The 20,548-nt window shown below is 52.8% G+C and carries 15 protein-coding genes; 6 read left to right on the plus strand and 9 right to left on the minus strand.

Translation table 11 applies throughout. The features are described 5' to 3' along the window. Window positions 1-4: 4 nt before the first annotated feature. The 3 genes from narH to MWU62_RS04205 all read right to left on the minus strand — a co-directional run bounded on the left by narH (window position 5) and on the right by MWU62_RS04205 (window position 6,707). Window positions 5-1,576: a nitrate reductase subunit beta gene (gene narH, locus MWU62_RS04195; protein WP_200361918.1), complete on the minus strand. Its 1,572-nt coding sequence runs from the start codon at window positions 1,574-1,576 to the stop codon at window positions 5-7. Continuing rightward, the gene (locus MWU62_RS04200) at window positions 1,573-5,316 is read right to left on the minus strand and encodes a nitrate reductase subunit alpha (RefSeq protein WP_247113669.1); all 3,744 of its coding nucleotides are present in this window, start codon (window positions 5,314-5,316) and stop codon (window positions 1,573-1,575) included. Before MWU62_RS04200 ends, narH begins: the two co-directional genes overlap by 4 nt. Window positions 5,317-5,438: 122 nt before the next feature. Continuing rightward, complete coding sequence (locus tag MWU62_RS04205; protein WP_247113670.1) at window positions 5,439-6,707, minus strand: MFS transporter; 1,269 nt, start codon at window positions 6,705-6,707, stop codon at window positions 5,439-5,441. Between the two features lie 155 nt (window positions 6,708-6,862). On the opposite strand from MWU62_RS04205, the gene MWU62_RS04210 reads away from it, so the two are divergent. From MWU62_RS04210 to MWU62_RS04230, 5 genes are all read left to right on the plus strand, one after another. Beyond that, window positions 6,863-8,722 carry a histidine kinase gene (locus MWU62_RS04210; protein ID WP_247113671.1) on the plus strand — a complete coding sequence of 620 codons (1,860 nt, stop codon included), beginning with the start codon at window positions 6,863-6,865 and terminating at the stop codon, window positions 8,720-8,722. A gap of 63 nt (window positions 8,723-8,785) precedes the next feature. After that, window positions 8,786-9,457 carry a two-component system response regulator NarL gene (gene narL / locus MWU62_RS04215; protein ID WP_247113672.1) on the plus strand — a complete coding sequence of 224 codons (672 nt, stop codon included), beginning with the start codon at window positions 8,786-8,788 and terminating at the stop codon, window positions 9,455-9,457. A gap of 70 nt (window positions 9,458-9,527) precedes the next feature. Then, on the plus strand, window positions 9,528-10,022 hold the full coding sequence (locus MWU62_RS04220) for an SCP2 sterol-binding domain-containing protein (protein WP_247113673.1): 495 nt from the start codon (window positions 9,528-9,530) through the stop codon (window positions 10,020-10,022). 104 nt (window positions 10,023-10,126) lie between these two features. Then, window positions 10,127-10,588, plus strand: coding sequence for a hypothetical protein (locus MWU62_RS04225; RefSeq protein WP_247113674.1), 462 nt, complete (start codon window positions 10,127-10,129; stop codon window positions 10,586-10,588). Between the two features lie 35 nt (window positions 10,589-10,623). After that, window positions 10,624-11,325, plus strand: coding sequence for an MOSC domain-containing protein (locus tag MWU62_RS04230; RefSeq protein WP_247113675.1), 702 nt, complete (start codon window positions 10,624-10,626; stop codon window positions 11,323-11,325). An 8-nt stretch (window positions 11,326-11,333) separates the two neighbouring features. Here MWU62_RS04230 and selD read toward each other — a convergent pair whose 3' ends face one another. The 3 genes from selD to MWU62_RS04245 are packed head-to-tail and all read right to left on the minus strand — an operon-like array spanning window position 11,334 to window position 14,301. Next, window positions 11,334-12,389, minus strand: coding sequence for a selenide, water dikinase SelD (gene selD, locus MWU62_RS04235; protein WP_281494780.1), 1,056 nt, complete (start codon window positions 12,387-12,389; stop codon window positions 11,334-11,336). Further along, window positions 12,389-13,291 (minus strand): U32 family peptidase, encoded by a 903-nt coding sequence (locus tag MWU62_RS04240; RefSeq protein ID WP_247113677.1) that lies wholly within the window; start codon window positions 13,289-13,291, stop codon window positions 12,389-12,391. The genes selD and MWU62_RS04240 overlap by 1 nt, the downstream gene beginning before the upstream one ends. A 14-nt stretch (window positions 13,292-13,305) precedes the next feature. Continuing rightward, the gene (locus MWU62_RS04245) at window positions 13,306-14,301 is read right to left on the minus strand and encodes a peptidase U32 family protein (RefSeq protein WP_247113678.1); all 996 of its coding nucleotides are present in this window, start codon (window positions 14,299-14,301) and stop codon (window positions 13,306-13,308) included. Between the two features lie 293 nt (window positions 14,302-14,594). On the opposite strand from MWU62_RS04245, the gene MWU62_RS04250 reads away from it, so the two are divergent. Then, window positions 14,595-16,622: a methyl-accepting chemotaxis protein gene (locus MWU62_RS04250; RefSeq protein ID WP_247113679.1), complete on the plus strand. Its 2,028-nt coding sequence runs from the start codon at window positions 14,595-14,597 to the stop codon at window positions 16,620-16,622. Between the two features lie 66 nt (window positions 16,623-16,688). On the opposite strand, the gene MWU62_RS04255 is transcribed toward MWU62_RS04250, so the two are convergent. The 3 genes from MWU62_RS04255 to hemN all read right to left on the minus strand — a co-directional run bounded on the left by MWU62_RS04255 (window position 16,689) and on the right by hemN (window position 20,374). Continuing rightward, on the minus strand, window positions 16,689-16,820 hold the full coding sequence (locus MWU62_RS04255) for a putative transporter small subunit (protein WP_247113680.1): 132 nt from the start codon (window positions 16,818-16,820) through the stop codon (window positions 16,689-16,691). Next, window positions 16,817-18,502 carry a sodium:solute symporter family protein gene (locus MWU62_RS04260; protein ID WP_247113681.1) on the minus strand — a complete coding sequence of 562 codons (1,686 nt, stop codon included), beginning with the start codon at window positions 18,500-18,502 and terminating at the stop codon, window positions 16,817-16,819. Before MWU62_RS04260 ends, MWU62_RS04255 begins: the two co-directional genes overlap by 4 nt. Window positions 18,503-18,955: 453 nt before the next feature. Continuing rightward, window positions 18,956-20,374 (minus strand): oxygen-independent coproporphyrinogen III oxidase, encoded by a 1,419-nt coding sequence (gene hemN / locus MWU62_RS04265; protein ID WP_247113682.1) that lies wholly within the window; start codon window positions 20,372-20,374, stop codon window positions 18,956-18,958. Window positions 20,375-20,548: the final 174 nt, after the last annotated feature.

The raw sequence follows: 20,548 nt of genomic DNA on the forward strand, positions 1-20,548 counted from the left end.
CTCCTTACTCCTGCAGCTGTTTCGGGTCGACTTGCTTCACTGTGGTCAGCTTTTGCACCATGGTGGAGGTGTTTTTACGACCGCCAAACATGCTGAATTCGCTGTCACCACCGCTGCAACCGTCGCCGAAGCTGAAGCCGCAACCACCGCGCTCACCGTGCGCATCCGGGAAGGCTTCTTTCGCCAGCTCACGATGGCTGGTGGGAATCACGAAACGATCCTCGTAATCGGCAATGGCCAGATAACGGTACATTTCATCGGCTTGAGCCTTGGTTAGGCCAACCTCTTCCAGTGCACGCAGATCCTCCACGCCGTCTACTGTTTCTGCACGCTTGTAAAGACGCATAGCCATGATGCGCTTGAGTGCACGCACAATCGGCTTCTCGTCACCTGCGGTGAGCAGGTTGGCGAGATACTTCACCGGAATCCGCAGGCTTTCGATCTTCGGCAACACGCCATCAAACTCAACCTTGCCAGCTTCTGCTGCAGACTGGATCGGGCTAAGAGGCGGCACGTACCAAACCATTGGCAGAGTGCGGTATTCAGGGTGCAGTGGCAGTGCCAGTTTCCAGTCCACCGCCATCTTGTACACCGGGCTGCGCTGGGCTGCCTGAATCACGTTCATTGGCACGCCGTCTTTTTTGGCTTGCTCAATGACTTTCGGATCGTTCGGATCAAGGAAAATTTCCAACTGCTTTTCGTAAAGCTCGTGCTCCCCTGGAGTGCTTGCTACTTCTTCAATGCGGTCGGCATCGTAAAGCAGCACACCCAGATAGCGGATACGGCCTACGCAGGTCTCTGAGCACACGGTCGGCATACCGGCTTCAATACGCGGATAGCAGAAAATGCACTTCTCAGACTTGCCAGTTTTCCAGTTGAAATAGATTTTCTTGTACGGGCAGCCGGATACACACATACGCCAGCCACGGCACTTGTCCTGATCGATCAGTACGATGCCATCCTCTTCCCGCTTGTAGATAGCGCCACTTGGGCAACTGGCCACACAGGTAGGGTTCAGGCAGTGCTCGCACAAACGCGGCAGGTACATCATGAACGTGCTTTCAAACTGACCGTAAATGTCAGCTTGAATCTGGTCGAAGTTCTTATCCTTGCGACGCTTGGCGAATTCGGTACCGAGAATTTCTTCCCAGTTCGGGCCCCACTCGATTTTCTGCATGCGCTTGCCGGAGATCAGCGAGCGAGGCCGTGCAACCGGCTGGTGCTTGCTGTCGCCTGCGGTGTGCAGGTGCTGATAATCGAAATCAAACGGCTCGTAGTAGTCATCAATTTCCGGCAGGTCCGGGTTGGCAAAGATGTTTGCCAATACTCGAAACTTACCGCCAATGCGCGGGCGGATCTTGCCACTGGCATCACGCATCCAGCCGCCTTTCCACTTGTCCTGATTTTCCCACTCTTTCGGGTAACCAATACCGGGCTTGGTTTCTACGTTGTTGAACCATGCGTATTCCATGCCTTCGCGACTGGTCCATACGTTTTTACAAGTCACTGAACAGGTATGGCAACCGATGCATTTGTCCAGGTTCAGCACCATGCCTACTTGGGAACGGATCTTCATTTTACAGCCTCCTGAACAGTGTCGTTGCCTTCGCCATCAAGCCAGTCAACGTTCTTCATTTTACGCACCACCACGAACTCGTCGCGGTTGGAACCCACGGTTCCATAATAGTTAAAGCCGTAGGAGAACTGCGCGTAGCCACCAATCATGTGTGTGGGCTTCGGGCAAGCCCGGGTTACCGAGTTGTGAATACCGCCGCGGCTACCTGTTACCTCAGAGCCCGGGATGTTCACAATCCGCTCCTGAGCGTGGTACATCATCATCATGCCCGGCATAACCCGCTGGCTAACCACCGCCCGCGCTGCAAGTGCGCCGTTGGCGTTGAATACTTCTACCCAGTCGTTATCTTCCACGCCCACATCGCGGGCATCGTCTTCACTCAGCCATACAATGGGGCCACCGCGAGACAGGGTCAGCATCAACAGGTTGTCGCTGTAGGTACTGTGAATACCCCACTTCTGGTGCGGCGTCAGGAAGTTCAACGCTTTTTCCGGGTTGCCATTGGGTTTTGCGTTCAGCAATGGCGCTGCGGCTTTGGTGTTAATGGGCGGACGGTACACCAGCAGGCTTTCGCCGAAGGCCCGCATCCACTCGTGGTCAAGGTAGAACTGCTGGCGGCCAGTCAATGTGCGCCAGGGGATCAACTCATGCACGTTGGTGTAACCAGCGTTGTAGGAAACATGATCATCTTCCAAGCCAGACCATGTGGGGCTGGAGATGATTTTGCGGGGCTGGGCCACGATATCGCGGAAGCGAATGGCTTCGTGCTCTTTGCCCACGGCTAAGTGACTGTGATCCAGACCGGTAAACTCCGACAGCGCAGCCCAGGCTTTCACAGCCACGTGGCCGTTGGTTTCCGGCGCCAGCGTCAGAATTACTTCGGCTGCATCAATAGCGCTTTCAATCTTCGGACGACCTGCGTTCGCCCCGTCGATGTGCTTGTAGTTCAGCTCACCCAGGAAGTTCACTTCTTTTTCGGTATTCCAGTTAATACCCTTGCCACCGTTACCGAGCTTGTCCATCAATGGCCCAAGTGAGGTGAAGCGCGCGTAGGTATTGGGGTAATCCCGCTCTACCGTGATGAAGTTAGGCGCGGTCTTGCCAGGAATCAGCTCACACTCGCCTTTTTTCCAGTCTTTAACATCGAATGGCTGGCCCAGCTCTGCTGCAGCGTCGTGCATCAGCGGCAGGGTAACCACGTCTTTCTCAACACCCAAGTGGCCTTCCGCCGCCTTGGAGAAGGACTTGGCGATGCCTTTGTAGATTTCCCAGTCACTGCGGGATTCCCACGCAGGGTCTGTCGCAGCAGTCAGCGGGTGAATGAACGGGTGCATGTCTGATGTGTTCAGGTCGTTCTTTTCATACCAGGTAGCGGTAGGCAGAACGATGTCTGAGTACAAGCAGGTTGTAGACATGCGGAAGTCGAGAGTAACAAGCAAGTCCAGTTTGCCCTCAGGCGCTTCGTCGTGCCACTTCACTTCTTCAGGCTTCACGCCGCCGCTATGGCCCAGATCTTTACCCTGCACACCGCTCTTGGTCCCCAGCAGGTACTTGAGCATGTACTCATGACCCTTACCGGATGAGCCCAGCAGGTTAGAGCGCCAGATGAACATGTTGCGCGGATGGTTCTGGGGTGCTTCCGGATCTTCCGATGCAAAGGCCAGTGAACCGTCTTTCATGGATTGGGTTACGTAGGCTGGCACATCCATGCCCGCTTTTTCAGCTTCTGCTGCGATGGTCAGCGGGTTGCGATTAAGCTGCGGCGCAGATGGCAACCACCCCATGCGCTCTGCACGCACGTTGTAGTCGATCAGGCTTCCGCCGAACTTGGACTTGTCTGCCAGAGGCGAAAGAATCTCGCTCACATCCAGCTTCTCGTAGCGCCACTGTCCGGAGTGGGCGTAGAAGAACGAGGTACCGTTCATCTGGCGTGGTGGGCGCTGCCAGTCCAGACCGAATGCCAGCGGCTGCCAGCCGGTTTGCGGGCGCAGTTTTTCCTGACCTACATAGTGGGCCCAGCCGCCGCCGCTCTGGCCGATACAGCCACACATGACCAGCATGTTGATCAGCGCGCGGTAGTTCATGTCCATGTGGTACCAGTGGTTCATACCGGCACCAACGATGATCATGGAACGGCCCTTAGTTTTGTGGGCGTTCTCACCAAACTCTCGAGCGATACGAATCACTTTCTCGGCGGGTACGCCGGTGATTTTCTCCTGCCAGGCCGGAGTGTAAGGCTTGACCTGATCGTAGGAGGTTGCACTGTCGTCCTCACCCAGACCACGGCTCAGGCCGTAGTTGGCCATCATCAAGTCGTACACGGTAACCACGAGGGTTTCGCCGCCTTCAGCCAACTCAATTTTACGGCTGCCCAGCTTGTGGGTCAGAGTGTCGCTAATTTCAACAGATTTGAAGTGGTCGTGCTTAACCCCACCGAAGTACGGGAAGGCCACATCAACGACTTCGTCATGCTTTTCAACCAGCGACAGCTGCAAGCTTACATCTTCGGTTTTTGCTGTTTGCTTGAGGTTCCACTTGCCTTTCTCACCCCAGCGATAGCCGATAGAGCCGTTGGGTGCAGTGAGTTGGTTACTGGCCTCGTCGATGGCAATGGTTTTCCACTCAGGGTTGTTCTCTTCACCCAGACCACCCACCAGATCACTGGCGCGCAGGAACCGGCCAGGTACGTAACGGCCATCTTCCATTTTGTCGAGCTTAACCAGATACGGCATGTCGGTGTAACGGCGCACGTAGTCGGTGAAATACTCGCTGGGGTTGTCGAGGTGGAACTCTTTAAGAATGACATGGCCCATGGCCATACCTAGAGCCGCATCTGTACCCTGCTTGGGGTTCAGCCACTCGTCAGAAAGCTTGGATACTTCGGCGTAATCCGGGGTAATGGCAACGGTTTTGGTGCCCTTGTAGCGCACTTCGGTGAAGAAGTGAGCGTCCGGTGTACGAGTTTGCGGCACGTTAGAACCCCAGGCAATGATGTAGCCCGAGTTGTACCAGTCTGCTGATTCAGGAACGTCGGTCTGCTCACCCCAGACTTGCGGGGAAGCCGGTGGCAAATCGCAGTACCAATCGTAGAAGCTTAGGCACACACCGCCGATCATCGACAGATAACGGCTACCAGAGGCGTAGGAAACCATCGACATGGCCGGGATTGGAGAGAAACCAATGATCCTGTCCGGCCCAGTTGTTTTGGCAGTGTAAACGTTCGCCGCACCAATCAACTCGTTAACTTCGTCCCAGCTGGAACGCACAAAACCACCCATACCACGGCGGGGTTTGTACTCAGCAGTTTTCTTGGGGTCTTCAACGATGGAAGCCCAAGCTTCAACCGGGTCATTAAACTGCATGCGTGCCGCACGCCAAAGCTTCATCAAATGCTTACGCATCAGAGGGTACTTCAAGCGGTTGGCGCTATACATATACCAAGAATAACTGGCACCACGGGGGCAGCCGCGAGGCTCATGGTTGGGCAGATCCGGGCGGGTACGGGGATAATCGGTTTGCTGAGTTTCCCAGGTAACCAGACCATTCTTAACGTAAATTTTCCAGCTGCAGGAACCGGTGCAGTTTACGCCGTGAGTGGAGCGCACAATCTTGTCGTGCTGCCAGCGTTGGCGGTAACTGTCTTCCCAGTCGCGATTCACATCGTGGGTTTCGCCGTGGCCGTTCGCGAAGGATTCGCGCTTTTTGCTGAAGTAACTCAGCTTATCGATCAAATGACTCATGGTCTCTCTCTCCGTCTGCCGGATCGTTTTTCCGATTTAAGATCATTGTGTGGGAGAACAACCCTGAAATCTGCGTGGTTACTACCACATAACCCGCATCTACCACTGAGGTGGTAGGCGACTTATATCCCCGGTTGGAGAAAAGTCTGGCGCTCGTGCTGGCGATTGAAGCGGGCAAACATAAATTGGCAAATGCAAAGCAGTAGAAACAGGATCATAAACACAGCACTGCGAACACCCAGCCAGTGATTCACAGCTCCAAATATAACCGGTAATAGGAAAGCCACGGAGCAGGCGCTAACGAGTAGTAAACCGGCAACAAACGCGGCATTCTGGCGACTTTCAAGGATCACCATTCTCTGAAGGCTGCCCATAGCGCAACCAAGGGCCATTCCGAGCACCACTACAAAAACACTTTCAAACGTCATAGGCAGAGCAAACTCAACCTTAATGGTTGTTTCCACACCGCGAATAAACAGTGTCATAGGCGGATAAGACAACACCACCAAAGCTACGAGACCCACCAGAAGCGACCGACTAATGACCCGGGGGCTGCCGAAACGATCAGACAAACCACCCCCCAGAATCTGCGCCATAGCACCGGGGATGATGAACCATTGAGCAAGCTTGGCGCCTGATTGTACTTGCAAATCGAACTGGGACGAAAGGTAATCTGGAAGCCACAAAGCCAGCGCAAAAAAACTGCCTGCAACCACACCAAAGTAAGCGCCAAGCTGCCAAATGCCCTGCCGTCTATAGCGACATAACAGCATGGATATAGAGATTTCAGTTTGGGGGTCTGCTATGGCGTCTTCTGGGTCTGTAAGCAACAACAAAAGTGCAAGCACCAACAAAAGGACAATCAAATAAGCCAGCGGAACGCCATGCCAAGAGAAGGCTTCATGGAAAAGCGGAACAAGGTAGTAGGTAAACCCGGCACCGGTAACGCCAGCACCAAAGACTCCAAGTACGAGCCCCAACCGTTGGGGCTTGCAACTACTGGTTACAAACTGCAGCCCAGCACTGTAAAACCCGCCAGCCAGACCGAGCCCGCCAGCTGCAAAAAGATATCCGGGGAAAGTATCGGTGGTGAGCAAAACCATCATGCAAACCGCAAGCCCGGCAAGACAAATGAGCATAATACGGCGGGCACCAAATTTTCGGGCAGCAAGGCCTGAGGGTACAGCCAAAAGCGCGCTTACAGCCATGGGCATGGCCAACAAAAGGCCAAACTGAAGATTACTCAGGCTGAGCTCGGCTCTAAGATGAATGCCAGCAACTGCAAATAGCGTCCAGCAGCCTGCCGCAATAACGAAGCCTGTTAGTGCCAGCGGCAGAATCACGGCAAGTGCTGCCAGCCGCTCATCCTCCTGATCCGCCTCTGACTTCATTCGCTGACGCCCTTGTGAACTGTTTTTATTACTACCTTTTAGTCTCATCTTTTGCCCTGACGCAGGTCAAAGACTATGATGGGATACCAACCATTGGGGTAATTGACTATCCTCAAGGAGGTATCCAAGCCCGGCGACTGCAAAGACGAGACGTAATGAGATCCAGAAGCCCCCTTGTTAACCGGATTGCCATCGTTGTTTCTGCCGTTGTACTGACATCTATTGTCAGCATGGTGACGACGCTTGCAGTTTCAAAAAGTATTGAAGGTAACGCCACTGCAATCAATGTAGCGGGCGCACTGCGCATGGGCGCTTATAGGTTGCTGTCTCACGCCGCCAGCCCGGAATATAACAGCGTTGGAGTAGGCAAGTTTCAAGAACTAGCCTCCCGTTACGAGCTAAGCCTCAAAGACACTCACATTACTCGCGCTATTCCTGCCACCGACGATCACCCGCTCGCCAACCAGTATCGAGAGCTAACTGCTTTTTGGGAAGAGACCCTGCGCCCAGAGCTTACACGCCACCCAAAAGGCGCGCCGATTCAACCCGAGATGCTTGCCGCAACTGAATCCTATGTAGCCTCGGTAGACCAGCTGGTCAGCATGCTAGAGCGACGCACCGAAGCGCGCATCGGATTGCTACATCTTATTCAGGTCATCAGCTTGGCATTTTCCATACTCATTATTGTTGCCCTATTTGTTGACCTGAGAAACAGAGTTCTCAAACCCCTACGCAAACTGGTTAGCATTGCGGGAGCCGTCGGCGAGCAAAACTTTTCGCTAAAGGCGAACATGAAAGGAAGCGACGAACTGGCACAACTGGGTAGCGCATTTGACCAAATGACCAGTGAGCTGGCGCTCACCTATTATGAGCTGGAAGAGCGTGCTCGCAGCAAAACTGAAGAACTCGAGAAAAGCCACGCTGCTCTACAATTACTTCACTCTGCCAGCCGTAGTTTGTTTGCCAACCACGACCTATGCAGCGGCGCGGTGCCTATGCTGCAGGAGCTGGAGCAGCTTTTGGGTATAGGTCCAATTCGGCTCTATCTCCACGACAAGGAATCCTCAGGACCGGTGCAAACTGTTACCACGGCGACAACTGAACGGCCGTTTTACTGTCGCGACCACCACTGCAATGCCTGTTTGGTAACAGACGAAGTTTATGATGATCTGCCGATAGAAGAGAATGACGGACGCAGGCTGCTGTTGCCCATTCGAACACCCGGCACACTCCTTGGCACGCTGGAGGTTTGGTACCCTGCCGACGAGGAACTTTCAGATACAGCCCGCCACCTTTTGGAAACCCTTAGCGACCAGTTGGCAACGGCCATTTTTCTGGAACGCCAGATCACGGAAGAACAGCAGCTTACGCTAGCCGAGGAGCGCACAGTTATTGCCAGAGAACTCCACGACTCTCTAGCACAATCCTTGTCTTATTTAAAAATGCAGGTCGCCCGTTTAAGGCGCTTGAACATAGAAGGTGATCAAAAAAGCGCCCACGACGCTATTCTAGAAGAGCTGAGCACTGGCCTGAACAGCGCCTACCGTCAGCTGCGGGAGCTGTTGGCGACCTTCCGCTTAAAACTGGACACTCCAGATCTCGCTACCGCTTTGCGCAAAACCATAGAGGAATTTTCAACGAGGTTGGGTAAGGCTGTCGGTCTGAATTACAATCTCCCGCCTCAGGCACTATCGCCTAACGAGGAAATTCACACGCTGCAGATTGTGCGTGAGGCTTTGGCCAATGCTGTCAAACACGCTGACGCGACCGAGGTTGCTGTGGATGTGCTGTTCGAATCTCCACAAGTTAAAGTAAATATTCGGGATAACGGCAAGGGTTTGCCAGAAGGCGGGCAGCCGGTAAACCACTACGGGCTGATCATCATGCAAGACCGTGCCCGCACATTGGGTGGCCAGATTATTGTGCAAAACCGCGATAACGGCGGCGTTGAAGTTATACTTACGTTCATTCCAAAAAGCCGGCACTTGATTCCAAGCGAAACATCAACCAGTTGAACACAAAACAGGTGGCAACTCGAAAACGCCGCTACCTAATCAAGAGAGAGGAAGCGAAGTACCATGTCTGAAGTAGCGTCTGATACACCCGCCAGCATTTTGCTGATCGACGACCACCCGCTGTTGCGCCAAGGCATCAAGCAGCTCGTCGAAATGGAAGAAGACATGGTAGTGGCGGGCGAGGCCAGCAATGCCAACGACGGCGTTCGACTGGCAACCGAGCTAGAGCCCGACCTGATTCTAATGGACCTCAATATGCCGGAAGTTAGCGGCATTGACGCACTGAAAAAACTTAGGGAGCTGAATGTAAGCTCTCGAATAGTAATGTTTACGGTATCTGATCAAGAAGATGACGTAGTCGCCGCCCTACGCGCTGGCGCCGACGGCTACTTGCTGAAGGACATGGAACCGGAAGACATGATTGCCCAGCTTCGCCAAGCTGCAACAGGAAAAATGGTCATTAGTGACCGCCTGACAACTCTTCTCGCTGAAGCTTTACGCTCCAACAAGCCTCAGCAAACTTCACGCCCTGATTTCGACAGCCTAACCCCGAGGGAAAAAGACATTCTGCGGCTGATTGCAGAGGGCCTATCCAACAAGATGATCGGTCGCAAGCTGGATATCAGTGATGGCACCGTAAAAGTGCACGTGAAGCACCTACTCAAAAAACTCAGCCTGCGCTCGCGAGTTGAGGTTGCTGTGTGGGCTGTGGAGGAGGGTCTGCACAAGGGCTGAGCTATATCAAATCAAACACAGCGCGTTTTGTTTACTCTGGGCAGTCTGAATTCACTGCCCGGAGTTGATTATGGCCCTGCCCTTGCCGATTCGTTTACCTTCGTCTAGCAACCTTCTGATTAGCGATTCTCTGGCATTGCTTTCTGAATACCTGCCATCACCCTTTCCTTTACTCGACGCCATTGATCGCTCAATTCCGATGCCGATGAAACAACTGGTTGCTGAAGCACCCCTCAATCGAATTTTTGCGGAAGCCATAGCTGATGGCGAGTTTGACGATTTTGAAGGACGCAGTATTCGGCTGGAGGTGAACGGCGGCCATCCGGGCATTACATTTGGATTTTGGTCTGGCAGGCTACGTGTGCTGAATGGCCCGGGCGAAGCCACCATTCGAGGCTCCTTCTCTGCGTTCAAAACCCTCGCCGAACGTCGGCAAGACCCTGACCAGCTGTTTTTTCAGCGACGACTGGTCATAGAAGGAGATACGGAATTGGGTCTAGCGCTGAAAAACCTTCTCGACAGCCTAGAGTGGGATCTCAAGCTCCGGAAATTGCGTTTATTTTGAAGCTTTCTGTTGTTAGGGCCATATGAAACCCATGCCCCCCTGTGCGATGGTTTAGGATCATTAAACGGGGAGTCCAGCCCGGATTTGCACAGTGAGCGAACAAAATGAACGAAATTCACATGATGTCACTGGCTGAAAGGCTTTGCCTTACCGCCGCTTTTGTCTTTTTTATGACTGGGCTGCTAACAGGTATCTGGAAGTACTGGTGCATGGCCCGAAGCCCTAAAGCAGCTGCGCCACGGTATGTAGACATTGCCCACCGCAGCTCACTCATGTACAGCTTTGCCGCCGTGTTGCTAGGTTGGTTTGCCAGCTACAGTGTATTTCCGGATTGGCTGAATACTCTGGGCGCCGTATCTGCCCTGAGCTTTTTTGCTTTAGCCATTGGCACTTACATCATTCACGGTTTTTTGCGGGATACCAGCAACCAGCTACGCAAGCCGCACACGTTGGGCACCATGGCACTGCCGTTTTGGATTGTTCATGGCTTTATGATTACCCTTATTGTGGCTGAGGTGGGAGGCTCGCTGATTTTGGGGGCCGGTGCCATGATGGCAATCTGGTGACCGCTCACCTGTTATAAATGCTTAGGGGGCTTTCGATGACTAGCAGCATTATAATCAGGCAACTCAGAGTCGGCCGCCTGACAAAACTCGCAGATACCGAAACTCTTACCGGCATTTACAAGCAGGAAGTTGACTCTGCGTACTTAAGTGTCAATGGTCTAAACAATGACCAGCAAGGTGACAAACGCCATCATGGCGGCCCCGAGAAAGCCCTGCACCACTTTGCCTCAGAGCATTATCCGCGACTTCGCAAAGCACTGCCCGAACCCGCCGCTGAGTATTGTCAGCCGGGAGCCTTTGGTGAAAACCTAGTGACTTCAGGATTTACCGAAGCCGACGTGTGTGTGGGCGATATTTTCGCGCTTGGGGAAGCCGTTGTTCAAATTTCCCAGCCTCGCCAGCCTTGCTGGCGCCTGAACCTGCGCTTTGGCATACCGGATATGTCCAAGCGGCTGCAAGCCAGTCTCAGAACCGGCTGGTATTACCGGGTTCTTCAGCCTGGGGTCATCCGTCGCGGTGACACTCTGACTCTTGATCAACGACCAAACCCGGGCTGGCCTCTGAGCAGGGTATTATCATTGCTTTACGACACCACTCTGGAGCATGCCGCACTTACTGAATTGATTAGGCTGGGGCAGCTCACCCCCAATCTTCGTGCTCTGGCCCAAAAGCGGCTCGAAACAGGCAAAGTCGAAGATTGGGAGCTGCGACTGTTTGGGCCAACGATTGCTGAATAACTGAAATGCTACTCAGCAATCACAATCCTGTGCTCAAGCACACCAGCCGGATGCAGTTGTCCAAACGATTTCAGCATCAGACCCAGCTCTTCGGCAAGATCTTCAAAAGCCTCTGCCTCCGCCGGATCGACAGCCACAAGAAGGCCACCGCTGGTTTGAGGATCACAGAATATCAGGGTATCTGCAGCACTCATGCCTGCAACACCCCCAGCAAAGGCGGCGGAATTGCGATGGGTGCCACCCGGGACGCAGCCTTTATTAATGTAATCCTGCACATTTGGTAGCACAGGTACCCTGCTACGATTGATGAGCGCGCTCAGATTACTGCCACGGCAGATTTCCAGCAGGTGACCGGCAAGTCCGAAACCTGTGACATCTGTCATCGCGTGTACGCCGTCCAACCCTGCGAAAACCTCGCCAGCCTTGTTCAAGGCTGACATGGTTTCAACAGCCAGTGCCAAATGCTCTGGCTCGATACACTCCTTTTTCAAAGCACTGTTCAGAATACCCACACCCAGCGGCTTGGTGAGGTACAGCAAATCCCCTGCTTTGGCCGTGTTATTGCGGATAATGCGATTTGTAGCGACCTGACCGGTCACCGCCAGCCCGAAGATGGGTTCCGGCGAATCGATGCTATGGCCACCTGCCAGGGTAATCCCCGCCTCGGCACACACAGCGCGACCACCGTCGATCACCTGCCCCGCGATCTCGGGAGCCAGTGTGCCTAGCGGCCATCCCAAAATAGCAATAGCCATAATCGGGCGCCCACCCATGGCGTAAACGTCGCTGATGGCATTGGCAGCAGCAATACGGCCAAAATCAAAGGGGTCATCCACCACCGGCATAAAGAAATCCGTGGTGCTAATAATCCCCATGCCATTGCCAAGATCCGCAACCGCCGCATCATCGCGGCTCTCGTTACCCACCAGCAGCCGGGTATCGCGCCGCTCCGGAATACTGGTGTGAAGTATCCGCTCCAGTACATCGGGGGCAATTTTGCAGCCACAGCCCGCGCCGTGGCTCAACTTTGTTAATCTGACAGTCAAACGCCAGTCCTTTTCCATTAAAGGCCTTGTGAAGGAACCAGGTCCATGCCCGGTTTGCCATACCAATATCCATTACAGGGTGGAGCCTCCACCAACTGCAATGGATCGCTAGCCGGAGCTTCGCCGCGGCGTACCTGATCATAGCGACGAACCACTTCCGCCATGCCCTGATGTTCTGGGCTCAGGCGCACAGTAGCCACGCCCATTCGCTCCATATCCGGTATTTCGCGCATCAGGTCGTACCGGGAGCCAGACAGAGTTGAAATACCGTTTAACCGAAATAACTCTTGAGATTCCCGTGAGCGCAGTTCCATACCATCCGGATGCTGCAAGCAGCGGAACTCACAGTTGTCTTTAGGCAGATTATAGTGCCGAGCCGTAAAACAGCGGGACGACCAGGCCAGAGGCAGGAAGCCCCAAGCGAACACTTCCGCAGGCAAATCCAGCCCTTCGTTTTTTAACTCCACTATTAACTGCTGTAAGGTTTCACGGCCCAGCTCTACAGGCAAGCTCCAACCTTTCAGACCCTGTTTTGCTAGCAGCTTCAAGGTTGCAGTGTTGTAGAGATTCATTGATGGGCCGGTCACAAATGGCAGTTGGTTCTGAGTTGCCAATTGCAACGCACTTTGGTCGTTGGCCTCAACCAGATACTCCTGCTGACTGCAGATTTTACGCAACGCCCGCAGGTCAGCTTCAGACTCGATCAGCGTTTGCGTTGATAGCACGACCTGTTTGCCGGACTCCTTGAGCACGCTGGCGATCTCGAACCAATCTGCCAACTTCAATTCACGACGGCGGGAACAGACCGTCTCCCCTAAGTACACCGTATCTACCGGCCAATCGGCTGCGTTGGCGTAGAAATCAAATACGGTTTGCTTGGACCAAAACCAAAGAATAGGGCCCAGAGAAAGCTTCATCATGGAGATACTCCGCTTTATTTCCATTTGCGATGATAGGCACCGATGGTGGTCAAGCCACCTTCCGACAAGCCCGCAAGCGTGCTGTTCCAAGTAGGGTCTACACGAAAATCCCCAGCGCCTGCATCCAGACGATTAAGAGCTTGGCGCCAAGTGCGCGCAACATCAGCGATGTATGACGGGCTGCGTTGGCGGCCTTCAATTTTCACTGCGCTGATGCCAAGCTCTTTCAGTTCCGGGAGCAAATCCAGTGTGTTCAGACTCACTGGCTCTTCAATGGCGTGGTACACACTGCCCTCAACTTCAAAACGGCCCTTACACAGAGTGGGATAACCCGCAGATTCGCCCTTGCCATACCGATCGATCAATACATCGTTGAGGCGAGACTCCAAACCATTCGGAGTTTCATGCCAACGTACAGCCTTAGCTGGCGAGCAGGCACCGCGGGTATTGGGTGACTCATCGGTGAGGTAGGAAGACAAATAACAACGCCCCTCTGCCATGATGCACAGGCTGCCAAAGGCAAACACCTCCAACTCGACCGGGCTGTGCTTTGCGACACCACGCACCTGATCTATAGATAACACCCTAGGTAACACGGCACGGCGGATATCAAAGTTGTCTTTATAGAAGCGTAGAGCTTCGTAGCTAGTGGCCGAACCCTGCACTGACAGGTGCCGATTAACTTGTGGATGTTTGTTAGCTGCATAGTCCAGCAGCCCCATATCTGCGAGGATAATTGCATCCACTCCCAGTGCCGCCGCCCGGTCAACGGCACCTTTCCAAGTCTCCCAGCCATCCGGCTGTGGGTAGGTGTTGATGGCACAAAATACTCTGGCACCTTTACTATGGGCGTACTCAATGCCCTCGGCTGCTCGCTTGTCATTAAAATTAAGGCCAGCAAACTGGCGTGCATTGGTGCTGTCTTTAAACCCCAGATAAACGGCATCAGCGCCGTTATCTACCGCGGTTTTAAGTGCCGGCAAGCTACCGGCCGGGCAAACAAGTTCCATGGGCTTTCTCCCGGTCAACGTTGCACAGACCATACGCCGGGCCATCTTCTGGGGCATTGACCTTTGTCAGCGGAACCCGTAATACCCGCCATGCGCCACGCCAATACCCATTTAGGGTTACTCCACGCACCATTACGTATAGTCAGTTTTTTTCGTTAGAACCCATGCGCTTAACATTGAATAACAAGAAGTTACCAGCGTATACCTACCACCAAACGTACCTCGTGCTGTGAATGGTTTTGGCAACTACACTTATCCACAATGGACGCCATTCATGAACATGAGGGATCCCGATGAACAACATCATCAACAACCTCTCCATGCGAGGAAAGCTCATCACGCTTGTGATGCCCGCCTTGCTGGTGATCATCTACTTTGCCGTTGAGAGCATTGCCGTGAACGCAGGGCAACTGAACGATATGAAGCAGCTACGCTTATTGGTTCAGTTGGCCAATATCGGCGACCCGCTGATTGAGACATTGCAGAAAGAACGCGGCCGCTCGGCGGTTGTGCTCTCAGGAGGATCAGATCGTGAAGCGGCACAGCAAGCAAAACAGGCACTAGCCAGCCAGCGCCTGCAAACCAATGACCGGTTATCTGACTACCAATCAAACCTTACTGCTCTTCAACAGGAAGCCAGCTTCGGCTCTAAGGTAACCGGTAGTATTGAGTCTGTCGCTCAGAAGCTAGCGACTCTTGATCAACTTCGTAATAGCGTCGATGGGGGTTCTCTGAGTGGGCTTGAAGCTGGAGGCCGTTATACGCAGCCCATCGCCGGATTACTTAACCGGATTCCTCTTGTTATTTCGCGCTCCACTGACCCAGAGCTTACCCGCGACATCAACGCCTACTATGCTCTAGCAGAGGCTGCAGAAGCTGCGGGCAAAGAACGTGCAACGGGAGCTGCTCTCATTAGCAGCGGCGATTTCGACCTTCCGTCGATTCAAAAAATTGCAGCCTTTGAAGGCCACCAAGAAGCGTTCATTCGTGAAGCCAGCGCTATGTTGGTATCAAACCCCGCACAGCTTACAGTCTTGGAAAACCTTGCCACCACCGAAGAAAACCGCGACCTGCAAGCGAAACGTGACACTCTTTTTAGCAGCCCTTCAGGCATGTACGCCCTGAATTCGGCTGAGTGGTTTGATATTACAACCAAGCAGTTAAGTAACCTGAACGAATTGCGCAAAACCTTGCTCGACCGCACCTCAACCGCTGCCACTGATGGTGTAGCCAGCGCCCGGCACGATCTGCTGGTGGCATCCGGAATTGCAGCTGCAGCCATCATTGCCGTTTTTGCCCTGATGCTCCTTATGGTCAACGCGATAAACAGGCAGATCAACAACCTGCTAGACGGCGTGCGGTTTGCTATGGACAACAAGGATCTGAGGCTGCAAGTGCAGGTTTCCAGCAAAGACGAAATCGGCAATATTGGGCGGGCAATCAACGAGCTCTTTATCAAGTTTGGTAGTGCCCTTAAGCACATCGACAATGCCAGCATACAGCTAGCGACAGCCACCGAAGAAACCAGCTCCACAGCCAGTCAAAACGCAGCTCAAACAAAAGACCAGCAAACCCAGATTGAACAAGTTGCTGCAGCCACAGAGGAAATGTCGGCTACGTCTGAGCAGATTTCCCAAAACACACAGCAAGTGGCAGACGCCGCCAATATGGTTACAGAGAGAAGCCAAACGGGTGAGAACGTGTTGCGTAGTAGCATAAGCCGTATACGCTCTCTGGCCAGCTCGGTGGAAGACGTAAACGAAGTGATCGAAGAGTTGGAGAAGCGCAGCAGTAGTATTGTGGAAGTTGTGGATGTTATCCGCAAGGTGGCTGACCAGACCAACTTACTGGCCTTGAACGCCGCCATTGAGGCCGCACGAGCTGGTGAGTATGGCCGGGGGTTTGCAGTTGTGGCCGACGAAGTTCGCACTCTGGCCCGACAGACTCACGATTCCACCACGCAAATTGAGGACATCGTTAATAGCTTCAAGGTAATCACCGACAGCGCCAGCCGCTCGATTTCGGCCAGCCACAAACTTGCCAATGAAACCAGCGAGCAATCTTCGGAGCTGGAACAAACCTTTGCCGCCATTCTTGGAGACGTCAACAATATCTCTGGTATGGCGACCCAGATAGCGGCCGCATCCGAGCAACAGGTTGCGGTTACCCGTGAACTGGCCGGGAACATGGAATCGGTCAGTGAGGTAGCCATACTGACACTTACCGGCTCTCAGGAGATATCCCACGTTACAGGAGAGCAGGCACGACTCGCCCGGCAACTTCAAGATCTGGCCAACGAGTTCAAGGTTCCAGCAGCCTAAGTTTAATGGGCTGATATGAAAACGGGAGCCACATGGCTCCCGTTTTCATATCAAATTAACTACTTGTCAAACTACATTATTGTTTGACTTACGCGCCTGAACGGCGTCTTTGATTACCGCACCGCAAATAACGGCCAGTACACCCAATGTCAGTGCTGGCCAAACCAGAATATAAGTACCATAAACAAGTTCACTCATGAGTGTGCTCCTTCAGGGATCATCGTGGGTTCATTCTCGTCTTCATCTGCAGGCGCGTCGTAACTGCCAACGCGCTGCTTGATCAGGTCAAAATCAAATCTTTCCTTATTGCGCAGTGTCATTGCAGTGCACACGATGGCGCTAGCCCCATAGGCAGTGAGGGACGCTGTAAGAACCATGTAGTCCCGTAGGAACCCTGTGGCATAAACCAACAAAATCGCGCCGGAAACAACTCCAACAATCAGGCCAACATTGCGACCAAAGAAACCAAACGCCATCAACCCGAATACAACCGCGCCGCCCACAGAGGCCAGAACTTCGAAAAAAAGAACGGTCACACCGGTCATTTCCAAAAGCTCAAAGCGCGCGATACAGAAAAAGGCCATGGCGATAACCACAGACCAGGTAAACGCCGCGTTGCTTACCCTGTCCCAGTAACAGCTAATAATGACCGGGAAAACGATGGCACCCCAAAGTGCGCCAACAAATACCAGCATTACTAGAATATCCAACGAAAAACTGGCGAAAATCAAACCGGCAACAGTTGCCACGATCATGGTAGCGCGACCAATCAACAACATTGTTTTAGGGTTAGGATTGTCCTTGGCAATATTTTTACCGTAGATGTCGGCCATAACGATGGTCGACAAAGCAGACAAGTCTGAGTCTGCGGTGGATGACAAAGCGCCGATCACCAACACAAAGAACAAGCCAACGAATACCGGAGGCAAGTAGGCTGATACCATTTGTGGGATCAAGTTATTCATGTTGCCGTTTACAGGCTCAACCCCAACCGTTAATGCCATCAAGCCAATCATGCCGAGGCCAATAACAATGGCTCCGTACCCTAGGGTGGCCGTCACAAAAGTTCGCTTAATGTGTTTTTCACGCACAGCAAACAAGCGTTGAGAGATGGTCTGGTTACCAATGGCATACGCGAGTACCGCCACAAAAAAAGGCGCACCCTGATTCATAATCGCATCGACAGAAAAGAAATCGGCTTGCTCACTTGTGAGGTTTTGAAGGCCAGCAACCATTTCTGATGGCCCACCAACAGCAAACAGAACGGCAGGGATAATCACCACAGTAATGGCCATCAGCGCGACAAGCTGAGCAAAATCTGTAAACACAGAAGCCCGAAAGCCAGACGTTAGCGTGTAACTGAGCACACCAACCCCAGCTACCAGTACGCCAGTTTGGAACGACAATGGCGAAAGTACAGACACCAACGCACCGGCAGCGGTGAAGTTCACCATAAGGCTGATTACGCTGCCCAGAATGTTGGAGCCAGCCAGAATCAATTGGCTGGAAGACCCATGGCGCGCATGAATAAGTTCGCCAAGCGTATGGCCATTGGGTGCCAGTTTACGGAAGCGTCGACCAAACGGATAAATGAACAGAATCATCAACGCACCCCAAAGGCCGTAGTGTATCGGCCCGGATACGCCATAGGTGTAGCCGGAGGTCGCCGCCGCATAAAATGATGCAGCCCATATCCAGGTTGCCGTCATGCTGGCGGCGCCCATGCCAAAACCGACATTGTGACCTGCGACCATAAAACCGGAAGTATCTTCTTCTTTCTTGCGAATTAGCAGGGTTAGCAGATAGGTGCCGCCATAAAAGCCAACCAGCAAAATTACGATTGTCAGTATTGAGAACTGAACAAAGCTACTTTCGTTCAAACCAAAACCTCTTTACTACCAAAGTGCCAACAGATCAGCGTGTGCAGGCACATTCGATTACTTGGGGCACAAGTATTTTGAAAGACCGCGAAGCGCGGCGAATGGAAATTACGAAAACACCTTGGGGTGTCCGCGAATAGTCGGGACGCTATTTCGCTAAAGCATGAGGGTCGCTAAAGAAAGCGGAAGTGAATATAGAGCCTTGAAGTTTGTTTAGTCGTCATTGCAATTACAGCCTCTTCTGCCCTGAAATTATCTGGCGGCGGCTGTTTTTAGCCCAAAAAGGAGGGTCACAAAAGAATTAGAACAAGCGCAAAGCCTTTAATCCAGAGCATTTTTCTGAACGGAAGCACTAGAAGTTACTCGATATACAGAAAAGAGTCCAGTATTTAGAGGTCGTAACAATTTTACCGGGGCACAGAGCTGCCCCGGGGATGGCATAAAATTAAAAAATCAGATAATGCGGGAAAACCGCTGGCTAGCGCCCTCTTTGCGATAAAAGTCGAAAATCTGGCAAATAGCTCGAATCAGCAGTCGGCCGGCAGGCTCTACTTGCAGCACCTGACCATTATCGCCAATCAGCTCATCTGCCATCATCGGCTTTAGACGCGCCAACTCGTCTGCAAAGTAGCTATCAAAATCCTCCTGCCACTCGGCAGAAAATTGCTGACGATCCAGACGGAACTGGCAAATAAGCTGACCAATAACCCAACGGCGAATTCGGTCGTCTCGGGTCAGGTTCACACCTTTGGTAATCGCTAATTGGCCAGCATCGATAGATGCCTCCCACGCGGGCAGATCATGGTTGTTTTGGAAATAAGCATCGTCAGTCTGGCCGATAGCCGAAACACCCAGAGAAACCAAATCACAATCCGAGTGGGTGGTATAGCCTTGGAAGTTCCGGTGCAAACGCCCTGCACGTTGCGCAATCGCCAAGCTGTCATCCGGCTTGGCAAAGTGGTCCATACCAATGTACTCATAACCCGCCTCAAGCAAGCGGTTGATGGTGTTATGCAGAATGGTCAGTTTTTGTTGCGGCGATGGCAACGTATCGTCCTTGATACGGGTTTGCGGATAAAAACGTTCCGGCAGATGCGCATAACTGAATACAGACAACCTATCCGGCGACATTTCCAATACAGCTTCGAGAGTATCCGCAAAGCTTTCCGGCGTCTGGTGGGGTAGGCCGTAGATCAGATCGAGGTTAATGGAACCAAACCCAAGGTTCCGAGCTTCCTTTAGAACCGCTTCGGTCATTTCTCTGGGCTGTATCCGGTTAACAGCCTTCTGAACCTCGGGATTTACATCCTGAACACCCAGACTGATGCGGTTAAAACCAAGCTCCCAAAGAGTTGGCAGAGTGTCTTGATCCACTTCTCTGGGATCAATTTCTACGCTGTAATCATGCTCTCCATCGCTCTGCAGATTGAACAACTCAGCGTACCCATCCATCAACTCCCGCATAACATCTTTCGGCAGGAAGGTTGGTGTGCCGCCACCCCAATGCAGCTGCTTTACCGGACGATCCGAGCCAAACAACTTCGACTGCATAGCCGCTTCTTTCAGAACGCGCTCGACATAAGGCATCGCCTTATCGCGTTTTTTGGTGATCACTTTGTTGCATGCGCAGTAGTAACAAAGGTGCGCGCAAAACGGCAGGTGGGTATATAGGGAAAGAGGCCGGTTGCTGGCTTTGCTGAGGGCGGCAGCTTCCACCATCTGCTCAACCGGATAGTTCTGGTTAAACTCCACGGCCGTGGGATAAGAAGTATAGCGTGGCCCACTGAGGTCGTAGCGTTTGATCAGCGCATCATCCCAGATGAACTCCGGGAGTGTAGATTCAGCAGCTTGTGGTGCGATGTCGGAAGCCATAATAAAAACTCTGAGCGTATGATGTATGGGGGCAGCGCGGGAGCAACGCATTATAGGCGAGCCCGGCTAAACGCATCTTGATGCGAGTCATCTTGACTAATATCTGGATTTTATCAGGCTGGCGCCTGAACTACCCTTGTGCCTAGTGCGTATTCTCGCTACCTACTATGGGTT

This window comes from Marinobacter sp. S6332, from assembly GCF_023016045.1.
GTDB lineage: Bacteria > Pseudomonadota > Gammaproteobacteria > Pseudomonadales > Oleiphilaceae > Marinobacter.